General features: G+C 60.6%; 20 protein-coding genes. 8 read left to right on the top strand and 12 right to left on the bottom strand.

The genetic code is table 11. The features are described 5' to 3' along the window. Nucleotides 1-11 precede the first annotated feature (11 nt). Nucleotides 12-1,547: a multicopper oxidase family protein gene (locus tag ACM6IM_RS15915; protein ID WP_414865663.1), complete on the bottom strand. Its 1,536-nt coding sequence runs from the start codon at nucleotides 1,545-1,547 to the stop codon at nucleotides 12-14. 89 nt (nucleotides 1,548-1,636) lie between these two features. After that, nucleotides 1,637-1,873, bottom strand: coding sequence for a hypothetical protein (locus ACM6IM_RS15910; RefSeq protein WP_242525441.1), 237 nt, complete (start codon nucleotides 1,871-1,873; stop codon nucleotides 1,637-1,639). Nucleotides 1,874-2,167: 294 nt separating this feature from the next. On the opposite strand from ACM6IM_RS15910, the gene ACM6IM_RS15905 reads away from it, so the two are divergent. Then, nucleotides 2,168-2,446: a hypothetical protein gene (locus ACM6IM_RS15905; RefSeq protein ID WP_414865662.1), complete on the top strand. Its 279-nt coding sequence runs from the start codon at nucleotides 2,168-2,170 to the stop codon at nucleotides 2,444-2,446. Here ACM6IM_RS15905 and ACM6IM_RS15900 read toward each other — a convergent pair. From ACM6IM_RS15900 to ACM6IM_RS15890, 3 genes are all read right to left on the bottom strand, one after another. Then, nucleotides 2,443-2,868, bottom strand: coding sequence for a glycine zipper 2TM domain-containing protein (locus ACM6IM_RS15900; RefSeq protein WP_414865917.1), 426 nt, complete (start codon nucleotides 2,866-2,868; stop codon nucleotides 2,443-2,445). The genes ACM6IM_RS15905 and ACM6IM_RS15900 overlap by 4 nt on opposite strands. A gap of 280 nt (nucleotides 2,869-3,148) precedes the next feature. Next, a complete protein-coding gene (locus ACM6IM_RS15895; RefSeq protein ID WP_414865661.1) occupies nucleotides 3,149-4,147 on the bottom strand; it encodes an NADP-dependent oxidoreductase in 999 nt (332 codons plus the stop codon). A gap of 156 nt (nucleotides 4,148-4,303) precedes the next feature. Continuing rightward, nucleotides 4,304-5,092 (bottom strand): SDR family NAD(P)-dependent oxidoreductase, encoded by a 789-nt coding sequence (locus ACM6IM_RS15890; protein WP_414865660.1) that lies wholly within the window; start codon nucleotides 5,090-5,092, stop codon nucleotides 4,304-4,306. Between the two features lie 177 nt (nucleotides 5,093-5,269). Between ACM6IM_RS15890 and ACM6IM_RS15885 the strand changes: the two genes are divergently transcribed. Further along, the gene (locus ACM6IM_RS15885) at nucleotides 5,270-5,857 is read left to right on the top strand and encodes a TetR family transcriptional regulator (protein WP_414865916.1); all 588 of its coding nucleotides are present in this window, start codon (nucleotides 5,270-5,272) and stop codon (nucleotides 5,855-5,857) included. A gap of 103 nt (nucleotides 5,858-5,960) precedes the next feature. Beyond that, nucleotides 5,961-7,181, top strand: a complete 1,221-nt coding sequence (locus tag ACM6IM_RS15880) for an MFS transporter (protein WP_414865659.1) — start codon at nucleotides 5,961-5,963, stop codon at nucleotides 7,179-7,181. A gap of 71 nt (nucleotides 7,182-7,252) precedes the next feature. On the opposite strand, the gene ACM6IM_RS15875 is transcribed toward ACM6IM_RS15880, so the two are convergent. The 4 genes from ACM6IM_RS15875 to msrA all read right to left on the bottom strand — a co-directional run bounded on the left by ACM6IM_RS15875 (nucleotide 7,253) and on the right by msrA (nucleotide 10,003). After that, complete coding sequence (locus tag ACM6IM_RS15875; RefSeq protein ID WP_414865658.1) at nucleotides 7,253-7,501, bottom strand: hypothetical protein; 249 nt, start codon at nucleotides 7,499-7,501, stop codon at nucleotides 7,253-7,255. A 151-nt stretch (nucleotides 7,502-7,652) separates the two neighbouring features. After that, a complete protein-coding gene (locus ACM6IM_RS15870) occupies nucleotides 7,653-8,636 on the bottom strand; it encodes a quinone oxidoreductase family protein (RefSeq protein WP_414865657.1) in 984 nt (327 codons plus the stop codon). A 53-nt stretch (nucleotides 8,637-8,689) separates the two neighbouring features. Beyond that, on the bottom strand, nucleotides 8,690-9,256 hold the full coding sequence (locus ACM6IM_RS15865; RefSeq protein WP_414865656.1) for a TetR/AcrR family transcriptional regulator: 567 nt from the start codon (nucleotides 9,254-9,256) through the stop codon (nucleotides 8,690-8,692). A gap of 240 nt (nucleotides 9,257-9,496) precedes the next feature. Then, nucleotides 9,497-10,003, bottom strand: a complete 507-nt coding sequence (gene msrA / locus ACM6IM_RS15860) for a peptide-methionine (S)-S-oxide reductase MsrA (protein ID WP_192304042.1) — start codon at nucleotides 10,001-10,003, stop codon at nucleotides 9,497-9,499. Nucleotides 10,004-10,140: 137 nt separating this feature from the next. Here msrA and ACM6IM_RS15855 point away from each other — a divergent pair, with 137 nt between their 5' ends. The 3 genes from ACM6IM_RS15855 to ACM6IM_RS15845 all read left to right on the top strand — a co-directional run bounded on the left by ACM6IM_RS15855 (nucleotide 10,141) and on the right by ACM6IM_RS15845 (nucleotide 11,839). Beyond that, a complete protein-coding gene (locus ACM6IM_RS15855) occupies nucleotides 10,141-10,443 on the top strand; it encodes an ArsR/SmtB family transcription factor (protein ID WP_192304040.1) in 303 nt (100 codons plus the stop codon). A 64-nt stretch (nucleotides 10,444-10,507) separates the two neighbouring features. Further along, nucleotides 10,508-11,482, top strand: a complete 975-nt coding sequence (locus ACM6IM_RS15850) for a zinc-dependent alcohol dehydrogenase family protein (RefSeq protein ID WP_201190565.1) — start codon at nucleotides 10,508-10,510, stop codon at nucleotides 11,480-11,482. A 42-nt stretch (nucleotides 11,483-11,524) separates the two neighbouring features. Next, complete coding sequence (locus ACM6IM_RS15845) at nucleotides 11,525-11,839, top strand: antibiotic biosynthesis monooxygenase family protein (RefSeq protein WP_201190564.1); 315 nt, start codon at nucleotides 11,525-11,527, stop codon at nucleotides 11,837-11,839. Between the two features lie 59 nt (nucleotides 11,840-11,898). On the opposite strand, the gene ACM6IM_RS15840 is transcribed toward ACM6IM_RS15845, so the two are convergent. From ACM6IM_RS15840 to ACM6IM_RS15830, 3 genes are read right to left on the bottom strand one after another with little or no spacing between them, the layout of a single operon-like run. Then, the gene (locus ACM6IM_RS15840; RefSeq protein ID WP_414865655.1) at nucleotides 11,899-13,485 is read right to left on the bottom strand and encodes an aldehyde dehydrogenase (NADP(+)); all 1,587 of its coding nucleotides are present in this window, start codon (nucleotides 13,483-13,485) and stop codon (nucleotides 11,899-11,901) included. Between the two features lie 17 nt (nucleotides 13,486-13,502). After that, nucleotides 13,503-14,720: a fumarylacetoacetate hydrolase family protein gene (locus ACM6IM_RS15835; RefSeq protein ID WP_414865654.1), complete on the bottom strand. Its 1,218-nt coding sequence runs from the start codon at nucleotides 14,718-14,720 to the stop codon at nucleotides 13,503-13,505. A gap of 27 nt (nucleotides 14,721-14,747) precedes the next feature. Next, nucleotides 14,748-16,532, bottom strand: coding sequence for an IlvD/Edd family dehydratase (locus ACM6IM_RS15830; protein ID WP_192304030.1), 1,785 nt, complete (start codon nucleotides 16,530-16,532; stop codon nucleotides 14,748-14,750). 246 nt (nucleotides 16,533-16,778) lie between these two features. On the opposite strand from ACM6IM_RS15830, the gene ACM6IM_RS15825 reads away from it, so the two are divergent. Together ACM6IM_RS15825 and ACM6IM_RS15820 are read left to right on the top strand one after the other, a co-directional pair. After that, the gene (locus tag ACM6IM_RS15825) at nucleotides 16,779-17,816 is read left to right on the top strand and encodes a LacI family DNA-binding transcriptional regulator (RefSeq protein ID WP_414865653.1); all 1,038 of its coding nucleotides are present in this window, start codon (nucleotides 16,779-16,781) and stop codon (nucleotides 17,814-17,816) included. Nucleotides 17,817-18,000: 184 nt separating this feature from the next. Then, nucleotides 18,001-19,353 carry an MFS transporter gene (locus tag ACM6IM_RS15820; protein ID WP_201190560.1) on the top strand — a complete coding sequence of 451 codons (1,353 nt, stop codon included), beginning with the start codon at nucleotides 18,001-18,003 and terminating at the stop codon, nucleotides 19,351-19,353. Nucleotides 19,354-19,447 lie beyond the last annotated feature (94 nt).

The raw sequence follows: 19,447 nt of genomic DNA, 5'->3' as shown, positions 1-19,447 counted from the left end.
GCGTGCCCCTTTTACTTGATCAGTGGGCTGGACGCTTTCGGGTCCTGTCCGGTGTTACGCAGGTAGGAGCACAACTGGTTGTTTTCCCCGTAAAGCCCGCCCAAGGGTTCGAGCTTGACCGCCTGCTCATAGTCTTGCGGCTTGACCACCTGGATGGCCTGCATCATGCCGCCGTCCTCGTGTTCGAGGATGTGGCAGTGGTAGACGAACTTGCCGAGGATCACCGGGTCGCGAAACGGAATGCGCACCGTGATCGAACCCGTGGCCGGGATGAACACGTTGTCGCGATAGCCGCTGAATTCCACGCGCTTGCCGTTGATCTCGGTCACCTGGAAATCCACCTGGTGGATGTGGAACTGGTGCAGTTCCTGGGACGGGTTGAACAGGCGCCACTCTTCGACATCGCCCAGTTTTACCGTGGTGTTGACCCGATCCAGTTCGAAGCGCGTGCCGTTGATCAGGAACGCACTGGAGTCGGTGGCCGAGTCCTGAAAGGCGAACTGCCGGGTCTTGTTCACCGCGATCTTGCTGAAGTCCTCGGCGGTCGGGTAAGCACTGGTGATCTGCTTGGTGGCCACCTGTGCGCCGCTGGAACGCAGCACCGCCAGTTTCGCCGCCGGGTACTGATCACCCGCCGGCCCGGTATTGCCTGCACCCGCTTCAATTTCATACGTGCCGGCGGGCGGCCCGACCACCAGCACACTGAATCGCGCCGACGGACCGATCAGCACCTGGTCGGTGTCGACCCGGCGGGTGACGGTGTTGCCATCGCGGGACAACACCTGCATCGAGTGGCCGTCCTTGATGCGAATCCGGAAGTACTGGTTGGCGGCAATATTGATGAAATGCCAGAGCTGGGTTTCGCCGGGCTTGATGTCGATGATCGGCACTTGCTGGCCATTGATCGTGCGAATCGACGGCGCGCTGGTGATGATCTCGCTGGCGACCTTGCCGGTCAGGGTTTTCTGGAAGTTGCGCAGCACCAGCACCTGTTCCTTGATGCCCTTGAGTTCGGGAAACGGATCGAGCATGCCGTCGACCAGGATGGGTCCGGCAATCCCGGCCGACACCTGACGCTGCGAGCCACCGTGGAAATGGCTGTGATACCAGTAGGCGCCGGGGCTGTGTTCAGGGGGCAACTTGACGTTGTACTCGCCCACCTGATGGGGCTGGGTCATGCGAAAGATATTGTCGCCCTGATCCAGGGGCGACACCTGCATGCCGTGGAAATGCAGGTTGGTGATCTCGTCCATGCGGTTGTCCAGGCGGATCGCCATGGTGCCGCCCGGACGCGTGCGAATCAGGGGCGAATCGTAATCGCCGTTGAACACCAGTGACACGTAGCGTTCATTGCCCACGTTCACCTGCTGCTCGGCAGCGCTGAGCGTGGCGTGGGTCACGCCGCTGGCATCGTAGGTGAATTCGGGGTTCTGGCGCAGCGGTTGGGAGGCGGTCTCAGTGGCTGGCTGAGTTGCGCAACCGCACAAGGCAAGCGCAACGACGCTCGCGCAGCGTGCAAGGAGTCGGGCGCTTGAGGCTCTGGGCATGATCGCGACCTTCGGTGGCAGGGCTGGGTATGACATCGGTCATTCAATACATCCGCACGGCAGATTCCAGATACATCAACAGCGGCCCATCAAAGGTGTTTCTTCTCTTCCTTATCCAGGTGGCGATCTTCTTTATGCCGCTCTTTATCCAGTTTCCTGGCCTCTTCATCGACATCCTTTGCATCGCGGTCGACATCTTTATCGACGTCCCGGACACCTTCCCTGACGTCTTTTGCAACATCGCCTTCGGCATGGACGATCCCCGCAGGCACCCACATGCCGGCGGTTAAAAATGATGCAATGCACAGTACTTTCAGGGCTCGCATTGGATAACTCCTTTCATTGCCCGCGCCTTGATGATTGAAAAATAAAAATAGTCAGCGTTTTTGCAAATGAGTCGGATTTCAGACAGGCGGCAGAAAGGAATAGTTAAATAAGTCGGTCTATGAAAGTTGAAAGGTTTGCCTGGGGTTTTTATGCCGCGCTTTATTTCGTTCAGGAATAATTTCAAGTGCTAGAAAGAATTTTAATATTGAACTTGATATTGCGTTAATTAGCGGTCTTGTGAAGGCGTTATACAGATGACCAGCTGTTTCATTAATGAGAAGAGGGTGTCGATCATGATCAGGAAGTGGATGTTGGGTAGCGTCGTCTGTACCTCGTTGATTTTCGGTTGTGCCAGCCAGGCCGATCAGCCTCAGGTGGACATCGGTGATCGCCACGGCAACCTGCGCGACGCCCAGGAGCACATCGTCCAGGCCTGGCGACTGGTGGGGGAGGCCCAGCGCGACAACGACTCGCGCCTGGGAGGTCACGCCGCCCGCGCCAAGGAGTTGTTGAGTCAGGCCAATGACGAGCTGCGCCTGGCGGCCGATACGGCGAACGAGCATGAGCGTTAACCCTGCGGCACCACTTTGGCTTCGCTGCCCGATCCCTCGACATACACGTCCATGCCTTTGGTCAGCGAGGGATTGATGGGCTGGGTCACCGAGACCAATACACCACTGTTGGTGCGGACGATGATCTGTTGTGCATCCTTGGGTTGATCGTATTGTTTTTTCTCCGCGTAGTTACCGCCCACCGCACCCGCCAGTGCACCGGCCACCATCGCAACATCCCGGCCGGTGCCACGCCCGATCAAACTTCCAATGCCTAAACCACCCACACCGCCCAGTATCGCGCCAATACCGCTATCGTGATTGGTCTGCATCTGGGTCTGGGTAATTTGTTCAATCTTCCCGGATCGAATCTCCATCTCGCCGGCTCCACCGCTGCCGGCATCGAAGGGTACACAAGCGCCAAGCAACAGACTTGTAAACATTATCGGGAGCCAGCAAGCGACGGTTTTCATAATTGAACTCCAATAGTGGAAGTGGGGGCAGGCAAGGCACCCATTCACGTTAGACGAAAATTATGCAGTCATGAGGCAACTTGGCGACGACCAACTCATGTTGTTAGTTGGCTTGCTATATAGAGCAACTTTGTGGGAGTGAGCCTGCTCGCGAAAAACGCTCAGGCAACGCGGGCGCTCTTGCGGTTCAGGTGCCGGCGTCTGTCGATCGGCCGCCTTCACATTATCGACTGACATGTTCACAGGGCGCTTACTTGATTGTGATGGACACTTTGCCTTTTGATCTGCCCTGCTCGACATACCTCAACGCATCGGCTGTCGATTCAAACGGGAAGGTACGGTCGATGACCGGTTTGATGGCGCCTGCGTCGATGAGCGTGGTGATTTCCTGCAACTGTGCGCCATTGGCGCGCATAAACAAAAAGGTGTAGCGGACACCGCGCTTGCGTGCCTTGCTTCGAATCCGGCGGCTGAGCAGGCGCATGACGGCTTGCAGCCACCAGGGCAAGCCCTGTTCCTGGGCGAATTGCGCGGTCGGCGGGCCGGAAATGGAAATGAGCTGGCCGCCAGGCTTGAGCACCTTGATCGACTTCTCCAGGACATCGTTGCCGAGGCTGTTCAACACCACGTCATAATCATGCAGCTCATGCTCGAAATGCTGCTGTGTGTAATCGATGACCACATCCGCGCCGAGTGTTTTCATCCACTGGACATTCGCCGTGCTGGTGGTGGTCGCCACATAGGCGCCGAGGTGTTTGGCAAGCTGGACAGCCAGCGTCCCGACGCCGCCGGAGCCGGCGTGAATCAACACCTTCTGGCCTTTTTTCACCCGAGCGGTCTCAACCAGCACTTGCCAGGCCGTCAGGGCGGCCAAAGGGATGCAGGCGGCTTCGGCCATGTCCAGACGGGTGGGTTTGAGCGCGAGCGCGTTTTCGTTCACGGCGATCAGTTCGGCAAAGGTCCCGATACGGTCCTCGGGAGGGCGCGCATAGACTTCGTCGCCGGGCTTGAATCGTTTCACCGCCGAGCCCGTGCGCACCACGACGCCCGCCAGGTCATTGCCCAGAACCAAGGGAAACGAGTAGGGCAGGATCAGTTTGAACTCACCCGTTCTGATCTTCGAATCCAACGGATTCACGCTGGCGGCGTGCACCTGGACCAGGACGTCATGAACGCCGACCGCCGGGTCAGGCACTTCGCCAATCGTCCCGTTCTGCTTGCCGTAGTGCTCGATAAAAAATGCCTTCATGGTTCGGGTGCTCGAGTCAGTGGGAATGAAAAAAACGGGGCAGGGCCCCGACAGCGTAGTGCTGTCGAGGCGCCAAGGCTGACAAGCGTCGAGAAACGCCTGCGCCTTGGCGGCAATCTCCGCGTCGGCATCGTTACTGCGTGCAGAGTGAAAGCGTCACGCCTTGGTCTGGTAGCGTGGCGCAACAACGGACTGCTTGAGCTGCGACAGCAGGCCCTGACGCGCGGTTTGCAGGACGTCCCAGCGTTCGGCTTCCTGCAGGGGCGGTATGGTCACCGGCTCGCGACGGTCGAAACCCACCAGGGCGGCATCGACCAGATCCCCCACTTCCATGATCTCGTTCAGGGTATTGATGTCGATACCGGCACGGTCCCAGATTTCCGTGCGGGTGGCTGCGGGCAGCACGGCCTGCACATAAACGCCCTGGGGTGAAAGCTCCAGGCTGAGGCCTTGGGAAAGGAACAGCACGAACGCCTTGGTCGCGCCGTAGACCGACATGCCGAACTCTGGCGCCAGGCCGACGACCGAGCCGATGTTGATAATGGCGCCGTTGCCCGCTTTGGCCAGGCGTGGAGCGACAGCACTGGCCAGGCGTACCAGCGCCGTCGTGTTGAGGGCGACCAGGTGCGCGACGCTGTCAGTGCTTTGTTCGATGAAAGTGCCCGACTGCGCGGCGCCCGCGTTATTGACCAGGATGCCGATGCTGGCGTCGTCACGCAGGCGCGCTTCGACCTTCACCAGATCGCTGAGTAGGGTCAAGTCCGCTTGAAGCACATCGATAGCGACGCTGTGTTCGCTACGCAACCTCGTGGCCAGTGTCTGCAGGCGAACATGGTCGCGCGCCACCAGGACCAGATCGTGCCCGCGTTGGGCGAAACGCTCGGCATATACCGCGCCGATGCCGGTGGAGGCGCCAGTGATGAGAACGGTAGGACGGTTGTTCATGGGGTTATCTCTTGCTCGGGAACAGTGATAGGGGTTGAGCGCGAAAAAGCGGTGTTGGGGAGTCGTGCCGCTTGTCATTAGGATGATGATCGAAATCTAAACTGTCAACGAATATGATTATGATCGACATCTATGTATCATTGACCCAGGATTTTGAGCACACACGAGGTGATGCGCGTGAGAGTCAGCAAAGCTCAGGCCCAGGCCAATCGGGAACACATCGTCGAAACGGCCTCAGCGGTGTTTCGCGAGCAGGGTTTTGACGGCATAGGCGTGGCGGATCTTATGGCGGCTGCGGGATTCACCCATGGAGGTTTCTACAAACACTTCGGCTCGAAGGCTGACCTGATGGTAGAGGCGTGTGCCGGCAGCCTTTCCCGGTCGCTGGCCGGTGCTGAAGCGATTGATGTCCGGGCGTTCATCGACGCCTACGTGTCGAGGGATCACCGCGACGGCCGTGGCAGCGGCTGCACGATGGCGGCCTTGTGCGGCGACGCGGCGCGCCAGTCCGATCACCTGAAGGCAACGTTCGCCGAAGGCATAGAGCGCACGTTGCAAACGCTGGGGGACAAGTACCCTTCGGGACCCGATGCGCCGCCGGGAGAGGGCAGAAAGAAGATGATGGAAATGCTGGCCCAGGCTGTCGGTGCAATCATGTTGTCGCGGGCGTGTCCGGATGATTCTGCGCTGGCCGATGAAATACTTGAGGTCTGCCATGCTCGAATGACGGCATCATTGCCTGCCCGGCCCCCGGTTGAATCGTAGAAGGGCCGCAGGGATGCCTCGCAACGCCTGATGGCCAGAGTGGGTCATCCCTGAATTGACCCGATTGCATTCGACGCCACCCGCTTATCGACAGGAAGTCACCATGCGCAAGGATTACCTGGCTTTTTTCATTTCGCTGTTTCTGTCCAGGCTGGCCGATCAGATCCTGCTGTTCATTGTGCCGCTGGTGGTGTTTCAGACCACCAGCAGTGCCTCCTGGGCCGGGCTGGCATTTTTCGTCGAATCGTTGCCGCGCTTTCTCGCATTTCCGGTGTGCGGGGCCTTGTGCGACAAGTTCTCGCCCATTCGGATTTTGCACATCAGCCAGGTTTGCCGGGCACTTCTCTGTGGGCTGGCGGTGGCGCTGTATGTTCTCTTCGGCGGTATCGCCTGGCTGGTGGTGCTCTCGGCGCTGTGCGGGGTGCTGACCACCCAGGGCATCATGGCCCGGGAAGTGCTGATGCCGCACATCTTCCAGCACTACAGCTACACCAGGACCTTGTCGTACTCGCAGATCGCCGACCAGACCGGGTTGGTCCTCGGGCCACTGGCGGCGGCACTCCTGCTGGAGGTCTGGGCCTGGCATTGGGTGGTGCTGTGGGTCGCGGGGCTGTTTCTGCTCGCGGACCTGGCCATGCGGGTGTGGCATCGCTTCAGTCGTATCACCCTGGAGGTGTTCGAGCAGCATCGGGACATCTGGTTGCAGCCCCTGCGTATTGCCTTCGGGCATATTCGTGAACAACCGGAACTGAAAAAGATCATCACCCTGGCCGTGGGCGTCAACCTGATCGTCGGGGTCACCTTGGCCACCTCGGCGGCGATGGTGATCGGTCAGTTCAGCGCCTCCAAGGACGTCTACGCCGGGCTGCAGGCCGCCGGTGCGGTGATCACCATCATGATTTTGTTCTTCCTCGCCCGGGTGGTGCTGCAGCTGCGGGTACTGGGTGGCGTCGCCTATCCGATGATCGCCGCCGGCGCGTTCATCTGTGCGCTGGGCTCAAGCTTGGGCACCTATGTGGCGGGTTTCCTGCTGATCGTCGGCTTCGACAAGATGTTCAACGTCTACATGCGCAGCATCCGCCAGCGGGTGATTGCGCCCCGGGATTTTGGCAAGACCGTTGGCGTGATCACCTTGCTCAACAACCTGTCGCAACCCCTGGCCGGCTTGCTGGTGGCACTGTTGGCCGCACCACTGGGGGCGCAACGGGTGATTCTGCTCCTGGCCGTGCTGACCACATTGCTGGGGGTGGTGGCCGTGTGCTGGTTCGGCAAGGCAGCCAAATGGCGGCCTTGGAAAAACACCAGACTTCGAAACGCCCGCTGAACGAGTCAGCCAATCTGTTGCATCGACCGCATGATGCTGCCAGGGCGTAAAGCCCTGGCAGACAGCAGAGGTCACTTTTTCTTTTTCGCCGGCTTGTCTGCTTTCTCTGATTTCTGGGCCTTTTCTGGCTTGCTATCAGCTTTTTTTGCAGACTTCTTGGGTTCGGCATCTTTTTTCTTGTCTTTCTTTTCGGAAGATTTGGAAAGAGCCGATGCCGCGGCTGCTTTCTTGGTCGGTGATGATTTTTTGTCTTTCAATTCCTTGCTGGCTTTTGAAGACTCGCCTTTGCTTTTCTTCTCGTCTTTAGCCACGTTGACCACCTCTCGGAGTGTGCCGGTATTGGCACAGTGCCTGTGGGATTATCCACACGCTGATCTTTAGGCGAGCGCGTTCCGAAGCGGTTCAAATATTTTGAGGGGCCGAGATGGCGTCTGGGTGGTTTACCAATGGAAATGCCTCGATAGCCCGTACTCAGTCGTCCAGCCGCGACGGAATCAACAGCAATTTGCCTGTCGTGTTTCTGCTTTCCATATCGGCGTGAGCGTTTGCCGCTTGCGCCAAGGGATACTCTGCGCCGATCCGGACATTGAGTTGGCCGGTCGAAATCAGCTCGAAGAGTCTGGCTGCTCGGGAGCGCAGCAGTTGCGGATTCCGAACATGGTGCATGAAGGCCGCGTAACCGATCTTGATACTCTTGGGCAGGCTCATGATGTCCAACGGTGCCGGCGCGCCCAGTACCGGGCCGTACCAGCAGAACGTGCCTGATATCCGCAACGAATCGAGCGAACCCTGAAAGGTCTTCGGGCCGGAGCCGTCATAGACCACATGGACGCCTTCGCCGTCGGTAAGGCGCAGCACCTCTTCAGCGAAGTTCCCTTGCGAATCCACGATCACATGGTCCGCTCCTGCTTGCCTGGCAACCGCGATCTTGTCAGCGGAAGAGACGCGCCCAATGACCTGTCCTCCCCTGAGTTTGATCATTTGCGTCAGCAGTAGCCCCAGGCCGCCCGCCGCAGCGTGAACCAACGCAATGTCACCGGGTTGAACAGGGTAGAAGTCGGTCGCGAAGTGGCTGGCCGTCAGCCCTTGCATCATTACGGCAGCGGCGGTGCGGTCATCGATGTCGTCGGGCACCGGCACCAGAGCGGATGCGCTGATGACGATCTGCTCGGCATAGCTGCCGGGGGCGTACACCCAGGCGACGCGTTGTCCGGGCGAGAGGCCCTCGACCCCTTCACCCACTGCGAGTACCCGGCCGGCGCCTTCCACCCCAAGGAGCCTGGGGCAGGGCATGTCGTGCCAGAGAATGCCCTGCCTGGCACCGATGTCCATGAAGTTGACGCCTGCTGCGGCCACCGCAACGAGTGCCTGGCCCTCACCTGGTACGGGTGTTGGAAGGTCAACGTATTTGATGACTTCGCAGCCACCCGGTTGGGTCATGACAATGGCTTTCATGTTTTGAACCTCGTTATTGAACGATCATTCCAGAATTAGGCAAAAAAAGGGGCTCATTTCAGAGCCTTGATAGCGAGGCGAGCCAAGGCGCGCAATTCGGCCGGTTCCGCGCCGCCCCGCGCCGCAAGGCGAATCGCGGCCACGTTGGCCAATACAAACGCGACGGCATGATCCGGATCGAGATCGGCCGCCAGATCGCCGGCCTCTTTCGCTTCGCCGATGCAATTCAACAATGCCGTACGCAACGCCCGGCCAGCAGGTTTGCGGATCTTGATCAGTTCTTCCTGCTGATCGCCGAACTCGTTGATGGAACTGACGCCCAGACACGGTCGCCGGGCTTGTTCCACCACACGTTCGAGCATCTGCTCCAAGCCTTCGAGAGCGCTGGGGCTGCCTTCAAGCCTGGCGACATGCTCAGCCGTTTCAGCGGCGCCATATTTTTCCAGGGCCGAGCAGTACAACGGCCACTTTCCACCAAATGTGTCGTAGAGGCTTTGTTTGCCGATGCGCATGGCGGTGGTCAGCATTTGTGCCGAGGTACCGGCGAAACCATGCTCGCGAAATACTTCGACCGCTGCGTCGAGGGCTACATCAATGTCGAATTCTTTAGGTCTGGCCATTTGCGGATCATAAAAATATTGGAATGATCGGTCAATAACCAGATCAAGTTTTCTTTTCAGGCTTCACACAGGCTTGAAGCTGCCACGCATATCGTTCAGCGCAAAGACCACGGCTGGCGGTTTCTCAGTCCCGCCGGCAGCAAAGGCCGAGAAGGGGGAAAAGCAGCCTGCCAAGAGGCTGCTTTCGGGCACAAGCACTTACCTCAACGCCGCACCCGCGTGAAGCGGGGCGCCCGGGACTCAGGCGCGCTTGGGCAGTTTCCAGTTCGGGCGGATGAAGTGGCAGGTGTAGCCATTCGGGATGCGCTCCAGGTAATCCTGGTGCTCCGGCTCCGCTTCCCAGAACGGTCCGGCCGGTTCGATCTCGGTGACAACGCGACCCGGCCACAGCTTGGACGCATCGACGTCGGCAGCGGTGTCCTCGGCGATATCACGTTGCGCTTCGCTGAGGTAGTAGATCGCCGAACGATAACTCGGGCCGAGGTCGTTGCCCTGGCGGTTGGGCGTGCTCGGGTCGTGGATCTGGAAAAAGAACTCGAGGATCTGCCGGTAGCTGATCACGGCAGGGTCGAAGACGATCTCGATGGCTTCGGCGTGGTTGCCATGGTTGCGATACGTGGCATTCGGCACATCGCCGCCGGTGTAGCCGACTCGCGTGTGCAGCACGCCGGGATAACGCCGCAGCAGATCCTGCATGCCCCAGAAGCAGCCGCCAGCGAGAATGGCAGTTTCGGTGTGTGCGGTCATGGTCTGTCGTTCCTCTGGGGACGGTGGGTGTGAACATTGTTATGAGGGCGCGCGGGTCAATTCCAAGTTTTCCTGCAAACAGAATTCAATAACGGTGCTTGTATTGACATATCGAAAAATCTCGATATCCTCGGCGCATGGAACTACTCGAAGTATTCAAAGCCCTCTCGAACCCTACACGCCTTCAAATCCTGAAAGGCCTGAAGGACCCCGTTAAGAACTTCCCTCCGCAGGATGAAGGTGACGTTCTCACGGTGGGCGTCTGCGTCAGCAGTATTCAGGAAGGTATCGGGCTCTCGCAGTCCACGGTGTCCGGTTATCTTGCAACGCTGCAACGAGTGGGCCTGGTCGAAGTCAGGCGCATCGGGCAATGGACCTACTACAAGCGCAATGAAGCAACCATCAGTGCACTGGCCGAGATCATAGGGAAAGATCTGTAAATTTTTTTGCCCCAAGATATCGAAATATCTCGATATCCCTTTTTGTCGATACGAGGATTTTTCAATGAAAGCGATGATGCTCAAATCATTTGGCGGCCCGGATTCGTTCGAACTCTGCGACGTGCCCAAACCCGTGCCGGGTGCCGGGCAAGTGCTGGTGCGGGTCCACGCGACCTCCATCAACCCCTTGGATTATCAGGTACGACGCGGCGATTACGCCGAGCTGGTGCCACTGCCGGCCATTACCGGACACGACGTATCGGGCGTGGTCGAAGCCGTCGGGCCGGGTGTGAAGAGCTTCGTCCCGGGGGATGAGGTCTGGTACACGCCGCAAATCTTCGACGGGCCAGGCAGTTATGCCGAGTACCACGTGGCAGACGAAAGCATTATCGGAAAGAAGCCGCCGTCACTGAGCCACCTGGAGGCGGCAAGTCTGACCCTGGTGGGCGGGACGGTGTGGGAAGCCCTGACCGTGCGTGCCGCGCTCAAAGTGGGGGAAAGCATCCTCATCCACGGCGGCGCGGGAGGCGTCGGTCATGTCGCGATCCAGTTGGCAAAAGCCATCGGGGCGCGGGTGTTCACGACCGTGCGCGAAGCGAACGCCGAGTTTGCACGCAGCCTGGGTGCCGATGTGCTCATCGACTACGAAAAGGAGGATTACGTTGACGCCATCCTGCGGGAAACCGGCGGCCACGGCGTGGATGTGGTGTTCGACACCATCGGCGGCGACACGTTGTCGCGCAGCCCCGACGTGCTTGCTCAACTGGGCCGCGTGGTTTCGATTGTGGACATTGCAAAGCCGCAGAACCTTGTTCAGGCCTGGGGCAAGAACGCGAGTTATCACTTCGTGTTCACCCGGCAGAACCGCGGCAAGCTGGATGAGCTGAGCGCGTTGGTGGAGCGCGGCCAGCTGCGGCCCCACGTGGGCGCGGTCTATTCGCTTGCCGACCTTGCACTCGCCCACGCCCGGCTGGAGAGCCCCAACAACGGCCTTCAAGGAAAAATCGCGATTGCAGTCGAGCCGTCGCTCATCTCGTAAGTGCGGGTTTTCAACCGTTCAAGTCTTATCAGAGGAAACGCCATGATTTATGAGATTGCTCAGCTCCCCGTGCACAAGGAACGCATTGAACAATTCAGACGTGCCTTCGCGGAGGTCGCACCGTTGCTCACCCGCGCAAAGGGGTACGGCGGCCACCTGCTCGCGCAAGGGATTGAAAGCCCCCAGCTATTCAACCTGATCGTGCGCTGGGCTTCACTGGAAGATCACACGCCGGGCTTCGAAGAGAGTGAAGACCACCGGCAGTTCATGATGGGCCTGGAGGAATACTTTTCGGAAGAGCCGAAGGTCTACCATATCGAAGGCGGCGATTTTCCGGCTGGTGAGCATCACGGCTGAAATCAGAACGGGCGCCCTGGCGCCCGTTTTCATTCATCTCTTCGTCTGGCCCCGTCGCCTCATTCACTCAGGCTTTCGTGGGTACTGACGCCGTCTACCAGGCGCAGAATCCCCAGCGGATTGGCGTTTTTCAAGGCGTCCGGGAGCAAGCGGTCAGGGTAGTTCTGGAAGCAGATCGGCCGCAGGAAACGGTTGATCGACAGCGTTCCCACCGACGAGCCTCGGGCATCCGAGGTGGCCGGGTAGGGGCCGCCATGCACCATCGCATCGCAGACCTCGACACCGGTCGGGTAGCCATTGAGCAACAGGCGACCGGCCTTCAGTTCCAGCAAGGGAATCAACTCGGCAAAGGCGTCCAGGTCCGCCGGTTCGGCAATCAAGGTCGCCGTCAGTTGTCCCTGCAGTCCTTGCAGCGCTTGCTGCAGGTGTTGCCGGTCATTGACCGCCACCACGACCACCACCGGGCCAAACACTTCGTGCTGCAGCAGCTCGTCACGGTTGATCAGCAGTTCGGCGTGCGCTTCGAACAACTGCGGATGAGCCTGACCACCGACTTGAGGATGTCCCGCCCGATGATGGATCTGCGGGTGATCCTGCAGGTGCGCCAGGCCGTCAGCGTAATTGCACAGGCCGCCGGCGTTGAGCATCGTGTGGGTCGGCTGCGCGTTGATCTGCCGGGCGAGCTCATCGAGGAACGCGTCGAACTCGGGTGAGCGTATGCCGATCACCATGCCCGGTTTGGTACAGAACTGTCCGGCCCCTTGAACCACCGAGGCGCAGAGCTCGGCCGCCACCTTCGCACCCCGGTTTTTCAGGGCCTGGGGCAGCACCAGCAACGGATTGACACTCGACATCTCGGCGAACACTGGAATGGGTTCGGGTCGCGCCGCCGCCATGTCACACAATGCCCGGCCTCCCTTGAGCGACCCGGTGAAGCCCACCGCCTTGATCGCCGGATGCTGCACCAGCCAGGCGCCGACCGTACCGCCGTAAATCATGTTGAAGACACCGGCCGGCATGTCCGTCTGTTCGGCGGCGCGAATGATTGCCAGGGCGACCCACTCGGCCGTGGCCATGTGGCCGGGGTGGGCCTTGAAGACCACGGGGCAACCCGCCGCCAGCGCGGCGGCGGTATCGCCGCCGGCGGTGGAGAAGGCCAGGGGGAAATTGCTGGCGCCGAATACGGCGACCGGGCCGATCCCGATGTGGTACTGGCGCAGATCGGGGCGGGGCAGGGGTTGGCGATCGGGCAGGGCACGGTCGATGCGTGCACCGTAGAAATCACCCCGTCGCAGCACCTTGGCAAACAGGCGCATCTGACCACTGGTACGGGCGCGCTCCCCTTGAATGCGCCCGGCCGGCAAAGCCGTTTCGCGGCAGACCGTCGCAATGAATTCGTCACCCAGGGCGTCGAGCTCATCGGCGATCGCATCGAGAAAGGCCGCGCGTCGACTGGCCGGCAGGGTGCGGTAGGCCTGGTAGGCCGTTGCCGCCGCCTGGGCGGCAGCGTCCACTTCCTCTTGCGTGGCTTCACTAAAGAAACCCGGCAGTTCCTGACCCGTGGTGGCGTCGAAACTTTGCAGGCGCGACTGTCCCTTGGCGCTGCGCGCGCCATTGATGAAGTTGTGTCCGGTGTAGGCGTTCATGGGCATTCTCGTCTTGACTAGCGGGGCTTGATCGCGGCAGCCACCAGGCCACGGCCGTGCAGGTTGTCGAGCAGGGCGCGATAACCCATCTGCCACGCCGGCGCGCGGTCACTGGTGGTCACCCGGTTGACCAACGTGCCGAACTTGGCGCTGCTGATGGCGACCAGGTCACCTTCTTTATGGGTAAAGCCTCCGCCGGGCAGATCGCGGTCCTGCTTGGGGGCAAACAGGGTGCCGAGGAACAGCACGAAGCCATCCGGGTATTGATGGTTCTCGTTGAGTGTTTGCGCCACCAGGTCCAGCGGGTCGCGGCTGATCTGGTTCATGGAGCTGCTGCCGTCCATGATGAACCCTTCCTTGCCCACCACACGCAGTGCGACCTCCGCCGAGCGCACGTCCTCGATGCCGAAGGTTTCATCGAACAGCCGGATAAAGGGTCCGAGTGCGGTCGACGCGTTGTTGTCCTTGGCCTTGGACAGCAACAACGCGCTGCGCCCTTCGAAATCGCGCAGGTTGACGTCATTGCCCAGCGTCGCCCCCTGGACCTGGCCACGGCTGTTCACCGCCAGCACCACTTCCGGCTCGGGGTTGTTCCAGCTGGACTTCGGGTGAATACCGATGTCCGCTCCGTAGCCCATCGCGGACAACGGCTGGGCCTTGGTGAATATCTCGGCATCCGGGCCGATGCCCACTTCGAGGTACTGCGACCACATGCCCTGGCTGATCAGCACTTCCTTGAGCGCTGCAGCCTGGGAGGAGCCCGGCACGATGTCGCCGAGGTCAGCGCCGATACTCTCGGTCAGGGTGGCGCGAATGCTGTCGGCCTTGGCCGGGTCGCCCTTGGCCTGCTCTTCGACCACGCGCTCCAGCATGCTGGTGGCGAAGGTCACCCCGGCGGCTTTCACCGCTTGCAGGTCGATCGGCGCCAACAGCCACGGCCGTGTGTCGTCGCGAACGGCCGCATCGCTGTTGATCAGCAGGTCGTCAAAAGCGATCAACGGCGCCTGCAACGGCAAGCTGCGCAGGTAAGCCACCGGATCATCCAGTTCGAGCAGTGCCGAAACAGTCGCTACCCGGGCACTGATGTCATGGACTTGCCCGTCCTTGAGCAGGACGACGGCGGGCCCTGCATGGGCACCGGGAATCCAGGCGCGACTGATCCAGGTGCCTTGAGCGAGGTCTTGAGCCGGCACGTTCAACGCCGACAGGGTCGATACAGCGGAAGGTTGGGGCATGGACAAAAACCTTTGCAAAGTGGCGGATCAGTGGGAGTGACGTGGATTGCCGCTGCGCGCGATGACCCGCAGGTGCAGGGTCGCGGGCTCCAGGCAGCCACCGGTCGAGAGCTGGCCAACCTGCTGCCGGTAGATTTCCTGCCACGGTGTTTGCGACGCGGGAACGGTCGGTTTGAACGCGGCCTGGCGGCGGGCCATTTCGCTTTCATCCACCAGCAGATCAACCCGGCGCGCGTTCAGATCGATGCGTAGACGATCATTGGTTTCCAGCAGGCCGATGCCTCCGCCCACCGCGGCCTCAGGGGACATGTTGAGGATCGACGGGCTGGCCGAAGTGCCGCTCTGGCGCCCGTCACCCAGGCAGGGCAGGGAGTCGATACCGCGTTTGATCAGCTCGGCAGGCGGGGCCATGTTGACCACCTCGGCGCTGCCCGGATAACCCACGGTGCCGCAGCCCCGGATGACCAGAATGCAGCGCTCGTCGATGTCCAGCGCAGGGTCGTTGATGCGCGCGTGATAATCCTCGGGCCCCTCGAACACGATGGCCCTGGCTTCGAAACTGTTTTCCGCGCCGGGTTCGGACAAATAGGTCTTACGGAAGGCTTCGCCGACCACCGACATCTTCATGATCGCGCTGTCGAAGAAGTTGCCGCTCAACACGATGAACCCGGCGCGTTGAATCAACGGGTCTTCATACGCGTGGATGACATCCGGGTCGCTGGCGGCAGCGTTGCTGACGATCTCGCCAATGGTCTTGCCCGAGACAGTGGCGCAGGCTTCATGCAGCCGTCCGGCGTTCTTCAGCTCGTGCATCACCGCCGGCACGCCGCCGGCGCGGTGGAAGCCTTCACCGAGGTATTTGCCGGCGGGCATGCAGTTGACCAGCAGGGGCACGTCTTCGCCGATGCGTTGCCAGTCTTGCAGGCTGAGGTCGATGCCGGTGTGCCGTGCGATCGCGATGAGGTGCGGCGGGCAATTGGTCGAAGCTCCCAGCGCCGAGGCCACGGCGATGGCATTCTCGAAGGCTTCGCGGGTCATGATCTGCGACGGGCGAATGTCCTGGCGGACCATGTCGACGATGCGCTTGCCCGTGGCATAGGCCATCTGCCCGCGTTCACGATAGGCCGCCGGAATGCTCGCGCAGCCGGGCAGCGACATGCCCAGCGCTTCGGCCAGCGCGTTCATCGACAACGCGGTGCCCATGGTGTTGCAGTGACCGATCGAAGGCGAGGCCGCCGTGGTCATTTCCATGAAACCTTCGTAGTCGATCTCACCGCTGGACAGCAGGTTGCGCGCATGCCACAGCACCGTGCCGGAGCCGATCAACTGGCCTTTGTGGTGACCGTCGAGCATCGGCCCGCCCGACAGCACAATCGCCGGTATATCCACCGTCGCCGCCGCCATGAGGCAGGCGGGCGTGGTCTTGTCGCAGCCCGTGGTCAGCACCACGCCATCGAGCGGGAAGCCATGAAGAATCTCCACCAGGCCCAGGTAAGCCAGGTTGCGGTCCAGTGCGGCAGTAGGGCGGCGGGTCTGTTCGGCCATCGGGTGCACGGGGAACTCCATCGGAATGCCCCCGGCATCGCGAATGCCCGCCTTGGTGCGCTGCGAGAGTTCGAGGTGATGGCGGTTGCACGGTGCCAGATCGCTGCCGGTTTGGGCGATGCCGATGATGGGCCGGCCCGACTGCAACTCCTCGCGCGTCATGCCGTAGTTCATGAAGCGTTCGACGTAGAGCGCAGTCATGTCGGCATGATCGGGATCGTCAAACCATTGTTGGCTGCGCAGGGGCCGAAGCGTGTTGTCAGGCATGGTTTTATCTCTTGTTAGAAGCGTATCGACGGAAAGTGAATCACCGCAGCGGGTGTTCGAATGATTTGATGTTACCGGTAACATTTTCTTTTTGTAAAGCGCCAATATCGTGCTTGAAGGCGCGTGGGGCTCCCTTGCAACGAGCAGAGGTAGGCCCGTCGGCGCCCATGTATAATCAGCGACCATCCGTGTTGGTGGCGTTGATTTCCAGGGTCCGCCGGTCATTTTCAGCAAAACAGGACGTTCATGAGTTACGAGGAATCAGGCAAAACCACCACGCCGCCGCGCATGGCCGACGTCGCCAAGCTGGCCGGTGTCTCGAAGATGACGGTGTCCCGGGTCCTGGCCGGTCGCGACGTGTCGGAGCGCACGCAAAAGCTTGTCCACGAGGCGATTGAAACCCTCGGCTATCTGCCTGATGCCTCGGCGGGCACCCTGGCCACCGGGCGCTCGGAATTCATCGTGGCGCTGGTGCCGTCGTTGGCGAGCTCGAACTTTGCCGACACCGTGCGCGGTCTCAATGATGCCGTCAGCGAACACGGCCTGTGCCTGCTGTTGGGAGACACCGATTACCACCTGGAGCAGGAAGCCTTGCTGGTCCGCACGCTGTTGCGCCATCGGCCGGTGGGTGTGATGCTGACCGGCAGCGCGCACCTGGACGAAACCCGCAAACTGCTGCGCCAGGCACAAGTGCCCGTGGTCGAGACCTGGGACATTCCAGAGGACCCTATCGAGCAATCGGTGGGGTTCAGCAACGTCGCTGCCGCCGCCGCGCTCTACGAACACCTGCATCGGCAAGGCTACCGGCGCATTGGCTACATCGGCGGTGCCTCGGTACTCGACCACCGTGGCCAGCAACGTCAGCAAGGCTACCTCCAGGCGGTCGCGGCATTGGGGGCAGGGGAGCCTCGGGTGATGGAGTATGGCGAGTCGCCCATCACCATGAGCCATGGTGGCGAGTCGGTGAAACGGCTGCTGGAAAAGTGGCCGGACACCGAGGCGGTCATGTGCGTCAGTGACTTGTCGGCGTTCGGCGCCATCATGGAGTGCCATCGACAGGGGCGACGCGTCCCCGATGACATCGCGATCGCCGGTTTCGGTGATTTCGAAGTCTCGCGCTATTGCACGCCGACCATCACCACCGTCTCGGTCGATCCCTATCGCATAGGCCGGCGCGCCGGTGAATTGCTGGTGGCCAGTGCCGACGCACAGCGCCTTGGGCTGCCACGTCCGCGGGCGTCCGACGTCGTCGAATTCAAAATCCTGGCGCGCGAAAGCACCTGAATTTTTTTAACCGGGGCGGCTTGCTTTGCCCCGGAACTAATGGCTAAATTAAAATGTTACCGGTAACAGGCTAACTTGCAGATTCCTTTTATCCCTGCCGATGGGCTCAGGTCACTCCAGGGAACTCAAGGTCGCAAGCCAAAACAAAAACAATCGGCATGACGACATGCCTTGAGGTCAACACATGGAATCAGTATCTCAGCGTCCTCTCGCAGGAGAGGGCTCGGCGGAGCTTACCTCCGAGGATCGTACCTACCGCAAGGTCATCCTGCGCATCCTGCCGATCCTGCTGTTCTGCTACATGGCGGCGTACCTGGATCGGGTCAACATCGGCTTTGCCAAGCTCGATATGCTCAACGACCTGCAATTCAGCAACACCGTCTACGCCTTGGGTGCAAGCATTTTCTTCTGGGGTTATTTCCTCTTCGAAGTCCCCAGCAACCTGTTCCTGCATCGCTTTGGCGCGCGGCTCTGGATTGCCCGCATCATGATCAGCTGGAGCATCGTCTCCATGGCCGTCGCGTTTACCGTGCCGCTGGCCAAGTTCTTCCACATCGAATCGGAAACCATGTTCTACGTGCTGCGCTTCCTGCTGGGGATCTGCGAAGCCGGTTTCTTCCCGGGGGTGATTCTCTACCTCAACTACTGGTTCCCGACGCACCGTCAGAGCCGGGTCATGGCGGGCTTCCTGATGGCCATGCCGATCAGCCTGACCCTGGGCGGGATTCTGTCCGGGTGGTTGATGGGGGCGATGCAGGGTGTGCACGGCATGGCCGGCTGGCAGTGGATGCTGATCATCGAAGGCATCCCGTCGCTGATCATGGCCGTCATCGTGGTGACCTTGCTGGTCGACAAGATCGACAACGCCAAGTGGCTGACGGCCGCTGAAAAGAACATGCTCAAGAACAACCTCGACCGCGATAACACCTCCAAGGCTTCCAGCCTTCGGGATGTGATTTTCAACGGTCGCGTGTGGTTGCTGGTGCTGATCCTGCTGACCTTTAACACCGGGTTCTACGGGTTGGCGTTCTGGATGCCGACGATCATCAAGGCCACGGGTATCTCCAACACCCTGCACATCGGTTTGCTGACGGCGATTCCGTACGCCACGGCCATCGTCGCCATGACCCTCAACGCCTGGCACTCCAACAAAACCGGCGAGCGCCGCTACCACGCGGCCATTCCAGCGTTCATCGGCGGGATCGGCCTGATCTGCAGCGCGATCTTCGCCCACAACCTGCCGGTGTCGATCTTCTTCCTCAGCGTGTCCGCCTCCGGCCTGCTGAGCCTGATGCCGATCTTCTGGACATTGCCGGGCACCGTGCTGTCGGGCGTGGCCGCCGCGGCGGGCATTGGCATGATCAACGCCATCGGCAACCTCTCGGGGTTCACCGGTTCCATGATCACCGCCACGGCCGAAACACTGACCGGCGACATCAACAACGGCACCTATGTGCTGGGGGCCTGCCTGCTGGTGAGCTGCGCGCTGATCCTGCTGATTCCGAAAGCGATGCTGGCCAAGGACGGGCAGGCTTGAAGGACAGCGGGTGAGGGAAGCACCTCATCCATCACATGAAAAACGGGCGCCTCGGCGCCCGTTTTTCATACCGCTGTTTTTCGGGCGCCCCACC

Source organism: Pseudomonas sp. IT-P12 (genome assembly GCF_949767465.1).
GTDB lineage: Bacteria > Pseudomonadota > Gammaproteobacteria > Pseudomonadales > Pseudomonadaceae > Aquipseudomonas.
Note: the sequence above shows the minus strand (reverse complement) of the source record. Positions and strands in the feature narration are given on the sequence as shown.